The 16,680-nt window shown below is 27.1% G+C and carries 17 protein-coding genes; 13 read left to right on the forward strand and 4 right to left on the reverse strand.

Annotation, left to right across the window (positions count from 1 at the left end; all coding sequences use genetic code 11):
* Nucleotides 1–146: 146 nt before the first annotated feature.
* Complete coding sequence (locus tag AC1B00_RS08355) at nt 147–1,136, reverse strand: alanine racemase (protein ID WP_488849245.1); 990 nt, start codon at nt 1,134–1,136, stop codon at nt 147–149.
* Nucleotides 1,137–1,167: 31 nt separating this feature from the next.
* The gene (locus AC1B00_RS08360) at nt 1,168–2,130 is read right to left on the reverse strand and encodes a L,D-transpeptidase family protein (RefSeq protein ID WP_336611222.1); all 963 of its coding nucleotides are present in this window, start codon (nt 2,128–2,130) and stop codon (nt 1,168–1,170) included.
* 147 nt (nt 2,131–2,277) lie between these two features.
* Here AC1B00_RS08360 and AC1B00_RS08365 point away from each other — a divergent pair, with 147 nt between their 5' ends.
* The 5 genes from AC1B00_RS08365 to AC1B00_RS08385 are packed head-to-tail and all read left to right on the forward strand — an operon-like array spanning nt 2,278 to nt 5,248.
* Nucleotides 2,278–2,706, forward strand: a complete 429-nt coding sequence (locus AC1B00_RS08365) for a copper chaperone PCu(A)C (protein ID WP_488849246.1) — start codon at nt 2,278–2,280, stop codon at nt 2,704–2,706.
* Nucleotides 2,706–3,137: a hypothetical protein gene (locus AC1B00_RS08370; protein WP_336611224.1), complete on the forward strand. Its 432-nt coding sequence runs from the start codon at nt 2,706–2,708 to the stop codon at nt 3,135–3,137. Before AC1B00_RS08365 ends, AC1B00_RS08370 begins: the two co-directional genes overlap by 1 nt.
* 1 nt (nt 3,138) lies before the next feature.
* Nucleotides 3,139–3,666, forward strand: coding sequence for an SCO family protein (locus AC1B00_RS08375; protein WP_239818078.1), 528 nt, complete (start codon nt 3,139–3,141; stop codon nt 3,664–3,666).
* A 46-nt stretch (nt 3,667–3,712) separates the two neighbouring features.
* Nucleotides 3,713–4,138, forward strand: coding sequence for a hypothetical protein (locus tag AC1B00_RS08380; RefSeq protein ID WP_239818077.1), 426 nt, complete (start codon nt 3,713–3,715; stop codon nt 4,136–4,138).
* A gap of 33 nt (nt 4,139–4,171) precedes the next feature.
* Nucleotides 4,172–5,248, forward strand: coding sequence for an SLC13 family permease (locus tag AC1B00_RS08385; protein WP_488849248.1), 1,077 nt, complete (start codon nt 4,172–4,174; stop codon nt 5,246–5,248).
* An 11-nt stretch (nt 5,249–5,259) separates the two neighbouring features.
* On the opposite strand, the gene AC1B00_RS08390 is transcribed toward AC1B00_RS08385, so the two are convergent.
* Nucleotides 5,260–7,830 carry an ATP-dependent Clp protease ATP-binding subunit gene (locus AC1B00_RS08390; RefSeq protein ID WP_488849259.1) on the reverse strand — a complete coding sequence of 857 codons (2,571 nt, stop codon included), beginning with the start codon at nt 7,828–7,830 and terminating at the stop codon, nt 5,260–5,262.
* Between the two features lie 163 nt (nt 7,831–7,993).
* Here AC1B00_RS08390 and AC1B00_RS08395 point away from each other — a divergent pair, with 163 nt between their 5' ends.
* From AC1B00_RS08395 to AC1B00_RS08430, 8 genes are all read left to right on the forward strand, one after another.
* Nucleotides 7,994–9,277 carry a S41 family peptidase gene (locus AC1B00_RS08395; protein WP_488849261.1) on the forward strand — a complete coding sequence of 428 codons (1,284 nt, stop codon included), beginning with the start codon at nt 7,994–7,996 and terminating at the stop codon, nt 9,275–9,277.
* On the forward strand, nt 9,277–10,425 hold the full coding sequence (locus tag AC1B00_RS08400) for an SH3 domain-containing protein (protein WP_239818073.1): 1,149 nt from the start codon (nt 9,277–9,279) through the stop codon (nt 10,423–10,425). The genes AC1B00_RS08395 and AC1B00_RS08400 overlap by 1 nt, the downstream gene beginning before the upstream one ends.
* A complete protein-coding gene (locus tag AC1B00_RS08405; protein WP_488849250.1) occupies nt 10,409–11,092 on the forward strand; it encodes a lysophospholipid acyltransferase family protein in 684 nt (227 codons plus the stop codon). The genes AC1B00_RS08400 and AC1B00_RS08405 overlap by 17 nt, the downstream gene beginning before the upstream one ends.
* Complete coding sequence (crcB, locus tag AC1B00_RS08410; RefSeq protein WP_239818071.1) at nt 11,089–11,454, forward strand: fluoride efflux transporter CrcB; 366 nt, start codon at nt 11,089–11,091, stop codon at nt 11,452–11,454. Before AC1B00_RS08405 ends, crcB begins: the two co-directional genes overlap by 4 nt.
* Nucleotides 11,455–11,463: 9 nt before the next feature.
* A complete protein-coding gene (gene htpG / locus AC1B00_RS08415) occupies nt 11,464–13,281 on the forward strand; it encodes a molecular chaperone HtpG (RefSeq protein ID WP_488849251.1) in 1,818 nt (605 codons plus the stop codon).
* A complete protein-coding gene (locus AC1B00_RS08420; RefSeq protein WP_488849252.1) occupies nt 13,281–14,366 on the forward strand; it encodes a DNA adenine methylase in 1,086 nt (361 codons plus the stop codon). Before htpG ends, AC1B00_RS08420 begins: the two co-directional genes overlap by 1 nt.
* 196 nt (nt 14,367–14,562) lie before the next feature.
* Complete coding sequence (locus AC1B00_RS08425) at nt 14,563–14,934, forward strand: hypothetical protein (protein ID WP_488849253.1); 372 nt, start codon at nt 14,563–14,565, stop codon at nt 14,932–14,934.
* 199 nt (nt 14,935–15,133) lie between these two features.
* On the forward strand, nt 15,134–15,454 hold the full coding sequence (locus AC1B00_RS08430; RefSeq protein WP_488849254.1) for a flagellar biosynthetic protein FliQ: 321 nt from the start codon (nt 15,134–15,136) through the stop codon (nt 15,452–15,454).
* Between the two features lie 539 nt (nt 15,455–15,993).
* On the opposite strand, the gene AC1B00_RS08435 is transcribed toward AC1B00_RS08430, so the two are convergent.
* Complete coding sequence (locus AC1B00_RS08435; RefSeq protein ID WP_488849255.1) at nt 15,994–16,557, reverse strand: ATPase; 564 nt, start codon at nt 16,555–16,557, stop codon at nt 15,994–15,996.
* Between the last annotated feature and the right edge of the window lie 123 nt (nt 16,558–16,680).

Consider the following 16,680-nt stretch of genomic DNA (forward strand, 5'->3'; position numbering starts at 1 on the left):
ATGTAAAAACTATCGTAAAGTTTGTCCCTACTTTTTTTTAAAAAAGCTTTTCTAAAAATGAAATTCCTATTTCAAATTCCTTTAAATTTATTTAGAAATTACATTAAAAATTAAAAGAATTACGAAATAAGAAATTAAATTCCTAATCAAACTATGATTTTTTTAATATTTGGATTTAATCTAACTAAGGCTTCATAAGGATTTGTATTAAAATAATTTGCATATTTTAAAGCATCATCAAATACACAAACTTCATCTTCTAAATCATAAGTGCTAAAGCTATCCATTGAAATTTTGCCTAATATCTTGCTTTTATCATCAGCTAAACAAACTTCGCCTTCGCCTTTATAATAAAGCAAACCATCAGCATAACCTAAATCATAATTAGCAGCCACAAATTCATCATCACTAACAAAAACCTCATCATATCCTATGCTGTCATTTTTATGGATTTTTCTTGAGCTGATTTTTTCTGCCCAAAGGCTTAAAACAGGTTTTAAATTAGCCTTAACATCACAATAACCAAATTGAGCTAAGCCAACACGAGCAGCACCATCAATGTCATTTTCGCCTAAAAACAAGGTGCTAGAATTTGCCGAATGAAAGAATAATTCTTCATCATAATTTTGCTCTAAATACTCTTTCATTTTTATATAATTTGGCTTTTGAAATTTTATATTATTCGGGCTTGAATAATGCGTAAATGCTGAAACTAGCTTAAGATTTTTATCTTTAATAAGCTTTAAAACATCTTCAAGATTATGAGTGTTTATCCCACTTCTATGCATTCCGCTATCTAATTTTAGGGCTATTTTATCGCCCTTTTTTACATAATTTAAATAATTGATATCATTTATTGCTAATACATAATTATCTTTTGCTTCATAATATTTTGGGATTTGAGAAAGGATTAAAATGTTTTTAAATTTATCTTTAATTTTTTGTGCTTCTTCTTGATTTTTTACTGCTGCATAAGTTACATTAAACTCTAATGCAAAATCGCTAATAATATTTATATCATGCCCGTAAGCATTGTCTTTTAGAATAATTATTAGCTTATTTATATCCTTAACTCTTTTTAAGCATTCGTTTAAATTATAAAAATAATTATCTTTATTTATCTTAATAAAAGCCATTATTGTTCTCCTTATTTAAACTGTATAAATCTCATTGTTCCGTTAAAATTGACATTTTGTTATTTAGTAATTCAACATATAAAGTTTTTTCTCCGTTAAAATTATATGTTGATGTTGCGTAGTTTTCATAAAATGTAATTTTAAATATTTTTCTTTGCTCTAAATTAGGATATGGAGCTATATTTATATCTTTAAACTTTATTGTTTTTTGCTGATTTCTGCTAAAAATAGCTCTTTTTTGCTCTTTAAATTGAGCCATTTTAACTCCATCGTATTTAATAAAATCATCATTGTAATAACTTAAATATGTATTAACATCATTATTTGTCCAAGCATTTTTCCAATCAAATAAATCAGCTAAAAGAGTTGCTATTTCATCAGCATTTGTAGTCATTATGCCTTTTTCGTTTATTAAAACATAAGTTTTATTTGTCTTTACGATAGCTTCAAAATCAAGAAGCACATCATTTGTCATAACAACGCAGCCCTTTGTTTTATACGCATCATATCTTACATCGCCTTCAAGTGGAAAGCCGTGTATCCAAATTCCTGAGCCAGTTTTTTTACGAACTTTATCATATAAATTTGGATAATTTAAAACAAAAGCCCAAGGCCCATAATAAGTATCAGGTGGAACCATTTTGTTTAATACTTCATAAAAACCTATCGGAGTTTTTAAATCTCCTTCTTTGTTTTTATTACCCATTAAGCCTGTTATTACGCTTTGCTCAAATTTTGGTGTTAGTTTATTATTTTTTTGCTCAAATAAAACTAATTTTTGCTTATCTTTATCTACAACTACTATCATAGAATCATTACTATAATAGCCGTATTTTAAGTCTAATCCTTGTAATTGTGTTTTCCAAAAACTTGCATCAGCTAAACTAGCTTCTAATTTTGCTTCAACTGCTTTGATTCCATCTTTTAAATAAAGTTGCAATAAGTTATCGGCATATAAAGATATTGATAATAATAAAATTATGATTTTTTTCACTATTTGCTCCTAATAAAGTTAAGAACTAATTATAAAAATTAATTTTAAAGCTAAGTTAATATTTTGCATTTTCTTTTTTTGATTATAACTTTCAATTAATATAGCTTATTTATAATCTTAAAAAATTTTTAAAAAAGGAAGTTAAAAATGAAGAAGATTTTATTAGCATTAAGCCTCGGCGCAAGTTTATTTGCAGGTAGTATTGAAGTAAATGAACCTTATGTAAAAATCACACCACCAAATGCAAAAAACTCTGCTATTTTTATGAAGATTAAAAACAATTCAAACGAAGATGTAAAATTAATTGATGCAAAATGCGATTTTGCACAAAGCACAGAAATTCACACTCACATTCACGAAGATGGAATGATGAAGATGATTAGAATACAAGATGCAACAATTCCTGCAAACTCTAGCCTAGAACTTAAACCTAAAAGCTATCATGTAATGCTTATGGGGATTAAAGATAGCGTTAAAGAAGATACAAAACTTAATTTAGAACTAAGCTTTAGCAATGGAGAAAAACTAAAATTAAAAGACATTCCTGCAAAAGCAGTAGTTCCTATGCATCATTAATGAAAAAGATAATTTTAATAGCCTTAGTTTTACTAGGGCTTTTTTTTCTAATTCCTAATTCAAATTCCAAAAAGCGAGAATTAATAAAAGAGCTAAGCCCATTAGCTTGTGATTTAAACCAAACAGAATGCGTTGTAAATTATAAAGGTAAAGATATTTCATTTAATATTGAGCCAAAACCTTTAAAAGTTTTAGAAGAAAGCAAAATAATCATAAAAAATTTAGATGAGATAAAGGATTTAAACGCAAGGCTTTATGGACTTAATATGTATATGGGCGATATTGTTGGAGAATTTGAAAGAATTGATAATGAATATTTAGCAAATATTGTCTTTAGCACTTGTGCTGAAAATACTATGAGATATAGACTTGAGCTATTTAGTAAAGATAAAAGCTTAGGTTTGTTTATTGATTTTGATGTTAGGAGATAAGATGAAAAAATTATTAATAGTTTTATTAACTTTATTTTTAAGCGCTTGTTTTAATAACAAATACGACTTTAGCATGAAAGGGCCAAATGATAAAACTTATACTTTAAATGATTTTAAAGGCGAAAATTTATTAATATATTTTGGTTACACATTATGTGCTGATGTATGCCCTACTTCTATGGCAATTGCTTCGGAAGCTATTAAACAATTAAATAGAAATGATATAAAAATAATCTTTATTAGTCTTGATGTAAAAAGAGATGAGCCAAATGACGCTAGCGAATTCGTTCAATATTTTTATAAAAACTCAATAGCCTTAGTGCCAAGCGAAGATGAGCTTAAAAAAGTTGCAAAAAATTATGGAGTTAAATACGATTATATTTACCAAGATAGTGCTGCAGAATACACAGTAGCTCATAGTTCAAGTTTTTATATTATTGATAAAAATGGCAAATTTAAAGGAGAAATCAGCAATCTTGCTATGTCTAATGTTAAGAAAAAAATTAACGAATTTTTAGATAATAATTAACCTTTTGCCTTTACAATTCGGATTTTAAATATATAAAGGAGAAAAAATGGCTACTAAAAAAACTAGCGAAAAAGAAACCAAAAAAACAACTAAAACAACTGCAAAAAAAGAAAGCACTAAAAAACCTACCACTAAAAAAGAAGAGGTAAAAAAAGAAAGTGCAAAAAAAGAAAGCGTAAAAAAACCAGCTGCTAAAAAGCAAGAAAAAGTTGTAGTTGAAGAGGTTGCAAAATCTACTAAAACAAAGGAAACTACATTGTCAAGTGAAGTAAATAAGATTGAAGATTTACAAAACGAAATAGAAAAATTAAAAGCTGAATTAAATATAATCAAGCAATTTAATACAAATCGTGATAAAAACTCAAGCGATAAGATTTTCACAGAATTAGAAAAATTAAAGCAAGATATCTATGAATTAGGCGATAGAGTAGAAGAGCTTGAATATCAAGTAAGCGAAAAAGACGATTATTAATATTCATTCCGTTTTTCGGAATGAATTACACTTATGTTACTTACATTTATACTTTCATTAATTAGCTTTGTAATTTTAATAAGCTTTAGACAAATTGATTATTTAGAATATTTTAATTTATTATATGAGTTTATAAGCTTTAAAACCTTAGCTTTATTATCTATGTTTATTGCTGTTAATAAATCCTTAGAATTAATCGGTGCGTTTAAATTGCTTGCATTTTTTATATTAAACAAAATCAAAAGCCTAAGAGCAATTATTAGTTCTTTGGTATTTATATGCTTTTTTACTTCAATGCTAATTACTAATGATGTAGCATTAATTTGCTTTGTTCCTTTTAGTATTTATTTATTAAAAGAGCTAAAGGTTGAAAATATAACAATGCAAGTTGTAATTTTGCAAACCCTAGCTGCAAATCTAGGCTCAATGCTAACTCCATTTGGAAATCCACAAAATTTATTTATATTTACGCATTTTAAATTAAGCATAATTGATTTTATAAATACTATTTATATTTATTGTTTTGCTTCTTTTTTATTATTAATATTGTTTATTTTAAAGATTAAAAATCAAAATATTAAAATCAAATCCTTAGAAAAAAATCAAATTAATAACAAAATCTTTTTATTAAATATAATATTTTTTATAATTTCAATTGCTTGTGTTTTAGATATTTTTAATATTTATCTTGGATTTTTAATAGTAATATTAGGCTCATTACTAGCTAACAAAAATTCTATTTTTAAAGCTGATTTTGGAATTATTATTATTTTTATTAATTTATTTATTTTTGTAAAAAATATAAGCTTTTTTATAGATTTTAATAATATTGATATTTTTTATTACAGCATATTTTTATCATGGTTTATTAGCAATGTTCCTGCTTGTGTATTTTTGGCTAATTATACAAATGATTTTAAAGAATTATTAATAGGCGTAAATATAGGCTCTTTAGGAACTTTGATAGCTTCAATGGCGAGTTTAATTTCATATAAATATTATTTGGTTAGTTATAAAAATCATGCTTTTAAATATATTTTTCATTTTACTTGGATTAATATCGTTTTTTTAGTAGTTTTATTAGGTATAAAAGAATTATCCCGACTTTAATCGGGATAAGATTATTTAGCGTTGAATATGAAATCTTCTCTAAAGTCAATTTCAATTTCCGATTTCAAATTCCCTTGCAAAATTAGCTCACTTAGCCTTGAATCTATTTCTTGATAGATTGTTCTTTTTAATGCTCTTGCACCATATTCATCACTATAACCTATATTTAGAAGTTCTAGCTTAGCATTTTCGCTTATTTTAAAACTAATTCCAAGCTCAGCTAATTTATTACTAGTATTTTTTAGCAATATATCAACAATTTGCAAGCATAAATCTTTATTTAAAGCATTAAAGCCTACTATTTCATCAAGTCTATTAACAAATTCAGGCTTAAAGTATTTTAATAATTCTTTATTTATTAATTCATTTCTTTCTTTTTCATCTTTAATTTCTACAAACTTAGCCGCTCCAATATTGCTTGTAAAGATTATTAAAGTATTTTTAAAATCTACTCTAAAGCCTTTATTATCAGTTAAAGCCCCTTCATCAAGCATATTTAAAAATATATTAAATATCTCAGGATGTGCCTTTTCTATCTCATCAAAAAGTAATACCGAATAAGGTCTATTCTTAACAGCTTCAGTAAGTTGTCCGCCCTCATCGCTTCCAACATAACCAACAGCTGAGCCTATTAGATTGCTTACACGGTAGCTTTCAGCATATTCATTCATATCAAAACGAATTAAAGCTTTTTCATCATCAAAAAGTTCTTTTGCAATAGCTTTTGCAAGCTCAGTTTTTCCAACCCCAGTAGGTCCAAGGAATAAAAAGCTTCCAATAGGACGATTAGAATCACTTAGCCCTGCTTTATTTGCCCTAACTGCACGAGCTAAAGCCTTAATAGCCTTATCTTGTCCTACAACTCTTTCTTCTAAACTTTTTTCTAAATTTAGATATTTTTCCTTTTCATCGCTTAATAATTTTGAAGCTTTAATTCCTGTCATTTTTGCCAAAATTAATGCAACTTGTTCATCATCAACTTCATTTTTAAGCAAGGTTCCGCTTTCTTTTAATTTATTCCAATTTTCTTTAGCATTTTCTAGCTCATTTTTAGCTTGTGGGATTTTGCCATATTCAATCTCACCTGCTTTTTGATAATCGCCTTTAGATTTTGCTATATTTGCTTCATTTGTTAATTCATTAATCTCGCTCATTTTTTTAGAAATTTCTGCAAAAACTCTTTGTTCGTTTTCAAATTTCATTTTTAATTTTCTTTCATTTTCGCCTAACTCACTAAGCTCGTTTGCAATTTCTGCTAATCTTTCTTTATTTTTATCTTCACCTTCCATAAGCAATGCTTCTTTTTCAACCTTTAGCCTAACAATATTATTATTTACATTTCTAAGCGCTGCTGGTTCGCTTTCTATTTGCATTTTAAGTTCAGCCGCAGCCTCGTCTATTAAATCAATTGCTTTATCAGGCAAAAATCTTCCTTGAATATAGCGATTACTAAGTTTTACAGCAGCTACCAAAGCTTTATCATTAATGCTAACATTATGATGAGCGCTAAGTCTTTCTTTAAGACCTCTTAGCATTGCTATTGCATCATTTACGCTTGGCTCATTTACAATAACGCTTTGAAATCTTCTTTGCATTGCAGCGTCTTTTTCAAAGTATTTTTTATACTCTTTTAAAGTTGTTGCACCAATAGTTTTGAACTCACCCCTACTTAAAGCAGGTTTAAGTATATTAGCTGCATCCATACTTCCTTCACTTGCACCTGCACCAAGTATAGTATGTATTTCATCAATGAAAATTATAATATTTGGATTTGCTTTTACACTTTCAATTATATTTTTAAGTCTTTCTTCAAATTCCCCACGATATTTTGCCCCAGCTACCAATGCAGCTAAATCAAGGCTTAGGATTTGTTTATTTGCTAAACTACTTGGAACTTTTTTATTAGCAATTGCTTGAGCTAAAGCTTCTACAATAGCAGTTTTACCAACCCCAGGTTCGCCTAATAAAATAGGATTGTTTTTACTCTTTCTAATTAAGATTTGCATTACACGCTCAAGCTCACTATCTCTTCCTGTAATTGGATCAAGCTTACCAGCTCTAGCTAGCTCAACTAAATTAGTGCAATATTTTTCTAATTCTTTATTACTTATATCATCTTGCTCTTTTTCAGTGATTTTTCTATCGCCCCTTAAAGCATTTAATTCGCTTTTTAAAACTAATAAATCGCAATAATCTTTTAATAACTCACAAATACCGCCTTTATCACATTCACTGATAATCCACATATCGGTGCTTAAATAACTATCACCCTTACTTAGTGCATAACCTATAGCCTTTTCAAGTGAATTTAATAAAGCATTACTAGGTTTAATATTATTAGCATTAACTCCATCTACTTTAGGTAAATTGTCTGCTTTGCTTTTTAACATTAGTGATATTGCAGTTTTGTCAATTCCTATCTTATTAAATACTTGATTTAGTATCGAAGTAGAATCATTTGCAATGGTCCATAATATATGAAATGGCTCTAAATTGCCGTTTTTATTAAATACACATAAGCTTACAGCTTGGCTTAGAGTTTCGTTAAATTGATTAGTTAATTTTTCTTGTATATTCATAATATCTCCTTTAATTGATAATGAACGCATTATATAACTTTAGTGTATCATTGTCAAGTATAAAATAAATTTTATCACTTAAATAGTTAAAGTGCTAAGTATTTTATTAAAAATTACAGATTTACGCTTACTTGTATTTAAAAAATTGCGTTAAAATCACAGCTTTATCTTAAATCTTATTGGAGCTATCGTGAAACTTAATAAAAAAATATTTTTATGTATTGCACTTGGAATTTCGTTGTTTGCAAAAACCGATGAAGAAGCAGAAAGACAAGCTTTTTCTAAACTAATTAAAACTTTTAGAATGATAGAGGCAAACTATGTTGATGAAATAACAATAGAACAATTAGTTGATAAATCATTAGAAGGTTTGCTTAGCAATCTTGATGCACACTCAGCGTTTTTAAACGAAAAAAATTTCAAATCTCTTCAAGAAAGCACGAACGGAGAATTCGGTGGTCTTGGAATGACATTATCAGTAAAAGATAATGCAATAACAGTTATTGCACCGATAGAAGGAACACCTGCTGATAAGGCTGGAATTAAAGCAGGAGATGTTATTTTAAAGATAGAAAATGAAAGCACAATAGGAATGAGTCTTGATGATGCAGTTTCTAAAATGCGTGGCAAACCGAATACTAAGATTAATATTACAATTTATAGAAAAGGCGAGAAAAAGCCATTAGATTTTACGATTACAAGAGATATTATAAAAGTTGAAAGTGTTTATGCTAAAAATATTGAAAATACTAATTATTTGTATTTAAGAATTACTAGCTTTGATAGAAATGTTGTAGGAAAAGTAAAAGAAGCTTTAACACTTAATAAAAATATAAAAGGAATTGTAATTGATTTAAGAAACAATCCAGGTGGTTTATTAAATCAAGCTACTGATTTATTAAATTTATTTATAGATAACGGAGTTTTAGTATCTCAAAAAGGAAGAGATGAAAATGCTAAAATAGATACAATTGCAATTAAAAAAGCTGCGATAAACACTACAATTCCTATTAGTATCATAGTAAATGGTGGAAGTGCGAGTGCTAGCGAAATCGTAAGTGGTGCAATGCAAGATAGAAAAAGAGCTATTATTGTAGGTGAGAAAACTTTTGGTAAAGGAAGTGTTCAAATGATTAGAGAAATCAATGCAAAAGAAGGTGTAAAACTTACAATTGCAAAATACTATTTACCAAGCGGAAGAACCATTCAAGCAGTTGGTGTTACTCCTGATATCGTCGTTCATCCAGGAAAAGTTACTATGGAAGAAGAAGGCTTTAGTATAAAAGAAAGCGAACTTAAAAAACATTTAGAAAATGAATTAGAAAAAATTGATGGCAAAAAAGAAAATAAAAACGATAAAAACACAATGACCCAAGAACAAATCAATAATGACGCTCAATTAAAATCAGCAATTGATGCTCTAAAAATATTAGAAATTAAAGGAAATTAATGAAAAAATTAATCTTTTTAATATTTGCTATAACACTTTTTGCAGCTCCTTCTAAGGAGCTTAGCGTAATGGATGCTCAAGTTTATACAAACCTTAATCAAAATGAAGAAGCTAGTAGTTTTAATAGCAATATTAAAGAAGAATTTAAAGATTTTGTTGAACTAGCAATAGAAGCAAATTTTTCAAAAAGTGAAGTAAAAATTAAAGAAGTTTTTTATGCAGATATAACCATTAATTCAAACCATAAAACTAATTTTACTCCACAAATAGAATTTGAAAAAAGCATTGATATGCAAGTTCTTACTAAAGATATAAAATTTAGTAGCGAAAATGGTGTGTATAAAACTCGTGTTTATTTTCAAGCAAATACAGCAAATGCTAAATTAAACTCGATTAGTGCTAAACTATTTAGAAATACGCAAGAAATCGGAAATGCTAAAATTAGTCTTAATAATATCAGTATAAATGAATTAAAATTCAATAAAGATTATTCGCAATTAGTTGCAAGTAATTTAAAAATAACTAATCTAAAATGCACCGAATACGATGAAACAAGCACAATTTGTGGAATGGATGCAAAAGCTGAAAATACAAACTTTAATAACTTTTCTTTAAAAAATGTAAAATCTCAAAGCATTACAAATGTAGGCAAAGATTATGAGAATGCAAAATGCTCTATTGCACTAATTTTTCCAAACAATTTAAAAAGTTTTTCGTTTTCTTATTTTGACCCAATTCAAAATGATTTTATAGAATATTCAAATAATATAGTTGTGGAATCAGAAGAAATTAGCACACAAACTGACTTAAATCCTATTACAAAAGAAATTAATTTTTATTTACAAATAGGAAGCTTGATTTTAGCTATAATTTGTCTTGTAATTGTTGTTATATTTAAAAGGTTTTTTTCTTTAATAGCTGTTGCTTTAGTATTTATTGCTTTTGCATTTATTGATGGTGGAGAATTTAGCAATGCCAAATTAAAAGCAGGTGCTAATGTTAGGATATTACCTACAAATAATTCAACAATTTTTTATAAAAACACAAACTTAAAAGAAGTAAAAGTTCTAGCAAAAAAAGATGATTTTGTTAAAGTTGCTTTAGATGAAGATACGAGTGGCTGGGTAAAAAATGAAGATATTGAATAAAATCATTACTATTTTTTTGGCATTAATTATTGCAATAAGCATTGCTATTGTAATAATTTTGATGTTTTTATTTCCTAAAAAAAATTATATCATTAGAAAAACATGGGCTAAATTTATTAAAAAACTATGCTTTTACAAAATAGAAGTAAAAGGCGAATTTGATAATAACGCTAGAATGATTATTCTAAATCATCGCTCAATGCTTGATATTATCGCACTTGAAGATGTTTATCCAAAAGATTTAGCTTGGATAGCAAAAAAACAAATTGAAGAGATATTTTTCTTTGGAAATATTATTAAATTACCTAAAATGATTTCAATTGATAGAGAAAATGCAAGAGATTTTATAAGAGTAATTAACGAAGCAAAAGATAGACTAGAGTCTAATAGAAATATTTCAATGTTTCCTGAAGGAACTAGAAATGATGGCTATGAATTATTAAGATTTAAAAAAGGTGCTTCAATGCTAGCTACTAAGCTTGATGTTGTGGTTCAACCTGTTATAATTATAGGCTCAAAAGAGATTTTAGATAGCAAAAAACTATCAATTCACTTAGGTAAAAAGCTTACAATAATACCTTTAAAACCTTTGCAAGCTAACGAATTAGACAATGCAAGAGATTTAATGCAAGAAGCTATTAATGAATATTTCAAGGAAAATAAGTGAATATATTAATGGTTGCTTTAGGCGGCTCTTTTGGAGCAGTTTTTAGGTATTTATTAAGCACTTTTATAAATCGTAATTCCGAATTCAAATTCTTTGTCGCAGGAACTTTAATTGTCAATGTATTAGGGTGTTTTTTGATAGGATTATTTTATGCACTTGCTAAAAATTATGAGAGCTTAAGTAATTTTAGATTATTAATAGTTGTTGGTTTTTTAGGAGCTTTTACTACTTTTTCATCTATATCTTATGAAAGCATTGAGCTTTTTAAAAGATTTGGTTTCGTTGCCTTTAGTGCAAATATTATTTTAAATTTAATATTTGGACTAATAGCAACTTATGTTGCTTTAAACTATATTAAATAAGGAGAAATTATGGAATTTAAAACCGAAGTAAATCAATTACTTAATTTAATGATTCATTCACTTTATTCAAACAAAGAAATATTTTTAAGAGAACTTATATCAAACTCAAGCGATGCAATCGATAAGCTAAATTTCTTAAGCCTTAGCGATGATAAATATAAAGGAATTAGCTTTAGTCCTAGTATTAAAATTAGCGTTAATAAAGACGCAAAACTTCTAATTATTGAAGATAATGGTATAGGAATGGATGAAGCTGATTTAAACAATAATTTAGGAACAATAGCTTCAAGTGGCACTAAAAAATTCTTAGAAAACCTAAGTGATGATGCTAAGAAAAATAGCGATTTGATAGGTCAATTTGGTGTTGGATTTTATTCAGCTTTCATGGTTGCAAACAAGATTGAAGTATATACAAAAAAAGCTTTATGCAATGAATCATTTTTATGGAGTAGCGATACAAACGGCTATGAAATAAGCAAAACAAATAAAGAAAACATAGGAACAAAAATAGTTCTTCATCTAAAAGATGATGAGTTTTTAGATACTTATAAAATAGAAAGTCTAGTAAGCAAGTATTCAAATCATATCTCGTATCCAATTTTCTTAGAAAAAGAAGTTAGCGTTGGCGAGGGTGATGATAAAAAAACCGAACTAAAATTTGAGCAAATTAATAAAGCAAAAGCTTTATGGAGAGAAAACAAAGCTAGCCTTAAAAAAGAAGATTATTTAAAATTCTATGAAGGCATAAGCTATGATAGCAAAGAACCACTTTTATATGTGCATACAAAAAGCGAAGGTGGTTCATTAGAATATTCAAGTTTATTTTTTATACCAGCAAGCGCTCCACATGATTTATATAGAGTAGATTATGAAAAAGGCATAAAACTTTATGTAAAAAGAGTTTTAATTAGCGAAAAAGAAGAGATTTTACCAACTTATTTAAGATTTGTTAAAGGTGTGCTTGATGTTGAAGACTTACCTTTAAATGTTAGCCGTGAGATTTTACAAGAAAATGTAATTTTGAAAAAAATTAAAGAAATAAGCACTAAAAAAATCTTAAATGAATTAGAAAAATTACAAAAAAACGATGCAGAAAAATATAACGAATTTTATAAATTATTCGGAGCTGTTTTAAAAGAAGCTTTATTTGACCCAAGCGCAAATAAAGATGAAATATTAACATTATGCAAATTTGATAATAGCCAAGATGACAAGCAAATAACACTTGAAGAATATTGTGCTAATTTGGGCGAAAATAAAACTATTTATTATCTAATAGGCGAAAACAAAGAATTATTAAAACATTCTCCACTACTTGAAAGCTACAAGAAAAACGGAATAAATGTATTATTATTAAGCGATAAGATTGATCCAATTGTAATGCCAATGGTTCATAAATATAAAGATTATGATTTAAAAGCAATCAACGAAGTAAGCGAAATCAAAAAAGATGATTTAAACGAAGAGCAAAAAAGCTTTTGTGAAAAATTAAGCGAAATCTTAAAAAGCGATGTAAAAGAAGTAGTATTATCAAATAGCCTAGAAAGCTCATTATCAAGCCTTGTATATGATAGCAACGATCAAGAATATATGATGGCTAAAATGATGGCTCAATTTAGTGGAGAAAAAATGAATGCTAAAGGCGTTTTACAATTAAATGCAAAGCATGAATTAGTAGAAAAATTAATAAGCAATAATGATGATGAAAAGCTAAAAGATTTAGCATATCTTGCATACGGCACTGCTGCACTTGCTCAAGGATTAGAGTTTGCTAAGGTTGCTGAGTTTAACGAAGCTGTAATTAATCTTGCTAAAAAAGCATTTTAATGAAAGAAAATAAAGCCTATTTAAGCGAACAAATAATTACTTATTTAGGCAACAAACGCTCCTTGCTAGATTTTATTAGCACAGGCGTTGAATTTGCTAAAACCGAGCTTAAAAAAGATAAATTAAGCTCGGTTGATTTGTTTAGTGGAAGTGGAATAGTTGCAAGGTTTTTAAAACAACACTCAAGCTATTTAATAGCAAATGATTTAGAAAGTTATAGCAAAGCAATAAATGAATGCTATTTATCAAATATAAATGATGATTTTTATAAAGAGCTTTTAAAAGAACATGAAATATTAAGCCAAAATATCATAAATAATTTAAACGAAAATGGCTTTATAAGAGAGCTTTATTCTCCAAAAGATGAATTAAATATACAAAAAGTTGATAGAGCTTTTTATACAAATTATAATGCAAGTTTTATTGATACAACTAGAATGCTTTTAGAAAATCATCAATACAAAAAGTATTTTTTAGCTCCACTTTTATATATTTCAAGCGTAAATGTAAATACAAGTGGAGTTTTTAAAGGCTTTTATAAAAACAAAAACGGCATAGGACAATGGGGTGGCGAAGGCAAGAATGCACTTAGTAGGATTACTACGAAAATGACTTTGCCTATGCCAATTTTTTCAAATTACAATGTACCTTTTAGTGTATTTCAAAAGGACGCTAATGTTTTAGCTAATGAACTTGATTGTGATTTATGTTATATTGACCCGCCATATAATGAACATCCTTATGGCTCAAATTATTTTATGCTAAATCTAATTACAAATTATATAAAACCACAAGATATTTCAAAAATCTCAGGCATAGCACAAGGCTGGAATAAAAGTGCTTATAATTCTAGAAATAAAGCTAGTGAGAGTTTTTTTGATTTAATAGATAAACTAAAAGCAAAAATTATTCTAATCTCATACAACAACGAAGGAATAATTAGCGAAAATGAGTTTAAAACTAAACTTTCAAAAATGGGTAAGCTAAAAGTATTAGAGCAAAAATATAATACTTTTAGAGCAAGCAGAAACCTAAATAATCGCAAAATTCATGTAAAAGAACTGCTGTTTATATTAAAAAAATAATTTTCAATTTCCTAATTCAAATTCTTTAAAATTTTCCTAGTAATAGCTAGTTATGGATTATATATTATTGAAATGCCGTATTGTATAAAACTATATTTGCTATTTAAGTAAAAATTAAGAATGGGGGGGGGTATAATAAATATCAAATCCTGTTTTTAATAACGGTTTATAATAAATTTTATTTAAAGGAAAAATAATGGAAACGATCATAACTATGTATAAAACAAAGAAAAAACCTACTACAGAAGTAGATTTTGAATGGCCACAAGATGCTGAGCTAGTAGAATATGGTTATTATATTAGCCCTATATTGCAACAATTTTTGCAAGATCTTTGCAAACGCAAAAATGGTAAAAGTGAATTTAGCAGAATACTAATTACAGAAAACGACTTATTAGAACTTAATGGTTTTCTTACAGATCTTAGCTTTTTTGGGGAAACAAATCGTGATGAAGATATAACAGCAACAGATCTATATCATAAACATTGTGCAGGTATAGATAAAGATATTGAAGCAGCTGAAAGTGTTATAAATAATGGTGGCTATGTGTTCTATCAATTGAGTTAGTTGTTATTAGGCTTATAATTTATGTGTTTTAAACAATATTATAATTAATACTATAAGTGTTTAAAACACTAAAATTTTAGAAAAATACTTATTCATTAGCACCTTATAAAAATTAAAAAAGGAGAAAATAAAAATGGGATTATTTATAATTGTATATAACTTAATATCGGCAATTCCACTTTTAATCAGTGGAGGGATAATGTATGGCGTGTGGCTTCTAGTTAAATGGTCATTGCCTTTATTAGCAGTGTGTCTAATAGGCGGACTTATATGTGCAATATTTACACCAATTTGTGAAGCAAGTACTAGAAAAGATCTAAGAGAAAAACAAAACCCTAATCCTACAAAAAAATACAGTAAAAAACAAGTTAATAAGTGGGTAGATGAGATGGTTAATACTGAACTAATGAAAGTTAGACAAGCTAGACCTGATTTATCTGCTACACAACTTGAAAAAATTAGACAACAAGCAAGAGAATACGCTGTAAATGAATTTAGAAAACAAGGTTATAAAATATAAAAATACATATAATGTTTACATATAAACAATAAACAGATACGCAAATTGAAATTATTTATATTTATATGAAATTTTATTGTTAAATCAAAATATAAAGCATTTTATTCAATATTAACTATATAAAAAATCAATTAAAAGCAAAATTATTTAAACTATTACAATAAGTGAAAATAAATTAAAAAAACCAAACTTAAAAAATATTAGAGCAAACAAAAACCTAAATAATCGCAAAATTCAATACAAGAATAGCTGTTTATATTAAAAAAATATTAATCCAATTTCTATTTCAAATTCTTTAAAATTTTCCTAGTTATATCTAATAATAAACTTCATATTATTTTTTAAATTAGAAAATTATTTACAAACCATGTTTTGCTAGAATTAGATTTTAAAGATATGCTGGTCTAATTGGGGTGACGAAATTTCATTTCCATTTCTTTCAAGCTCTAAATTAAATTAAAATCTTATAAATAAACCATATATTCTATTAGAATAATTATATTTATTGTAATAAGATTAGTTTTGAGATTTTGTTTTTTCTAAAAATAAATTATTAAACCAATTAACTTTTTTTGTAAATCCATCACCCCATTTGTTATTTTTGCTATTAGCTCATAGTTTTGCGTATTATCATAAATTAAAACTTCATCGCATAATGGTATAACCTTTAAAAGATTTCGCATACTTTCATAATATCTTTTATTTATTAAATGCGGTTCTACATCGTGCCCACCCTTACTAACTCGTATCTTTACACGCTCTATTGCTGTTTTTGGACTATCAAGTCCTATAAAATATAAATTTATTTTATAATTATTCTCTTTTAGCTCTTTAAATAGGTTTAATATAGCTTTTCCACAAAGCGTAGTTTCTTGATTGAAATTAAATCTGTCATTCGTATAAACCTTACGCATTGTTAAAGCTATTTTAGAAGCACGAATAAGAGTTTTATTATCTTTATAATCTCCAATACTTTGAGCTATCTCATCCACATTTATACGATAACCTAAATTTATTCCTTTCTCTTGTGCTAAAAAATATAAAGTCGTTTTTCCAACACCATTTACACCAGCAAAAATAGTTGCAGTTGCTTGATTTATCATAAAATTTCCTATATAGTTTTTCAAGCAATTATAATAATATTAAATGATTTTATAAAAATAACAACACTAAAAAAATAAAAACCTACCAACCAACCATAAAAACCAGAACAAATGCAATAAAAA

The sequence above is a fragment of the Campylobacter sp. DY7 genome, assembly GCF_057802535.1.

Excerpts from the sequence above, each read along its gene's own strand:
- AC1B00_RS08375 (WP_239818078.1), top strand. The coding sequence starts at position 3,139 with ATGAAAAAATTATTAATAGTTTTATTAACTTTATTTTTAAGCGCTTGT.
- AC1B00_RS08370 (WP_336611224.1), top strand. The coding sequence starts at position 2,706 with ATGAAAAAGATAATTTTAATAGCCTTAGTTTTACTAGGGCTTTTTTTT.
- AC1B00_RS08355 (WP_488849245.1), bottom strand. The coding sequence starts at position 1,136 with ATGGCTTTTATTAAGATAAATAAAGATAATTATTTTTATAATTTAAAC.
- AC1B00_RS08400 (WP_239818073.1), top strand. The coding sequence starts at position 9,277 with ATGAAAAAATTAATCTTTTTAATATTTGCTATAACACTTTTTGCAGCT.
- AC1B00_RS08405 (WP_488849250.1), top strand. The coding sequence starts at position 10,409 with ATGAAGATATTGAATAAAATCATTACTATTTTTTTGGCATTAATTATT.
- AC1B00_RS08365 (WP_488849246.1), top strand. The coding sequence starts at position 2,278 with ATGAAGAAGATTTTATTAGCATTAAGCCTCGGCGCAAGTTTATTTGCA.
- AC1B00_RS08380 (WP_239818077.1), top strand. The coding sequence starts at position 3,713 with ATGGCTACTAAAAAAACTAGCGAAAAAGAAACCAAAAAAACAACTAAA.
- AC1B00_RS08425 (WP_488849253.1), top strand. The coding sequence starts at position 14,563 with ATGGAAACGATCATAACTATGTATAAAACAAAGAAAAAACCTACTACA.
- htpG (WP_488849251.1), top strand. The coding sequence starts at position 11,464 with ATGGAATTTAAAACCGAAGTAAATCAATTACTTAATTTAATGATTCAT.
- AC1B00_RS08385 (WP_488849248.1), top strand. The coding sequence starts at position 4,172 with ATGTTACTTACATTTATACTTTCATTAATTAGCTTTGTAATTTTAATA.
- AC1B00_RS08420 (WP_488849252.1), top strand. The coding sequence starts at position 13,281 with ATGAAAGAAAATAAAGCCTATTTAAGCGAACAAATAATTACTTATTTA.
- AC1B00_RS08435 (WP_488849255.1), bottom strand. The coding sequence starts at position 16,557 with ATGATAAATCAAGCAACTGCAACTATTTTTGCTGGTGTAAATGGTGTT.
- AC1B00_RS08430 (WP_488849254.1), top strand. The coding sequence starts at position 15,134 with ATGTATGGCGTGTGGCTTCTAGTTAAATGGTCATTGCCTTTATTAGCA.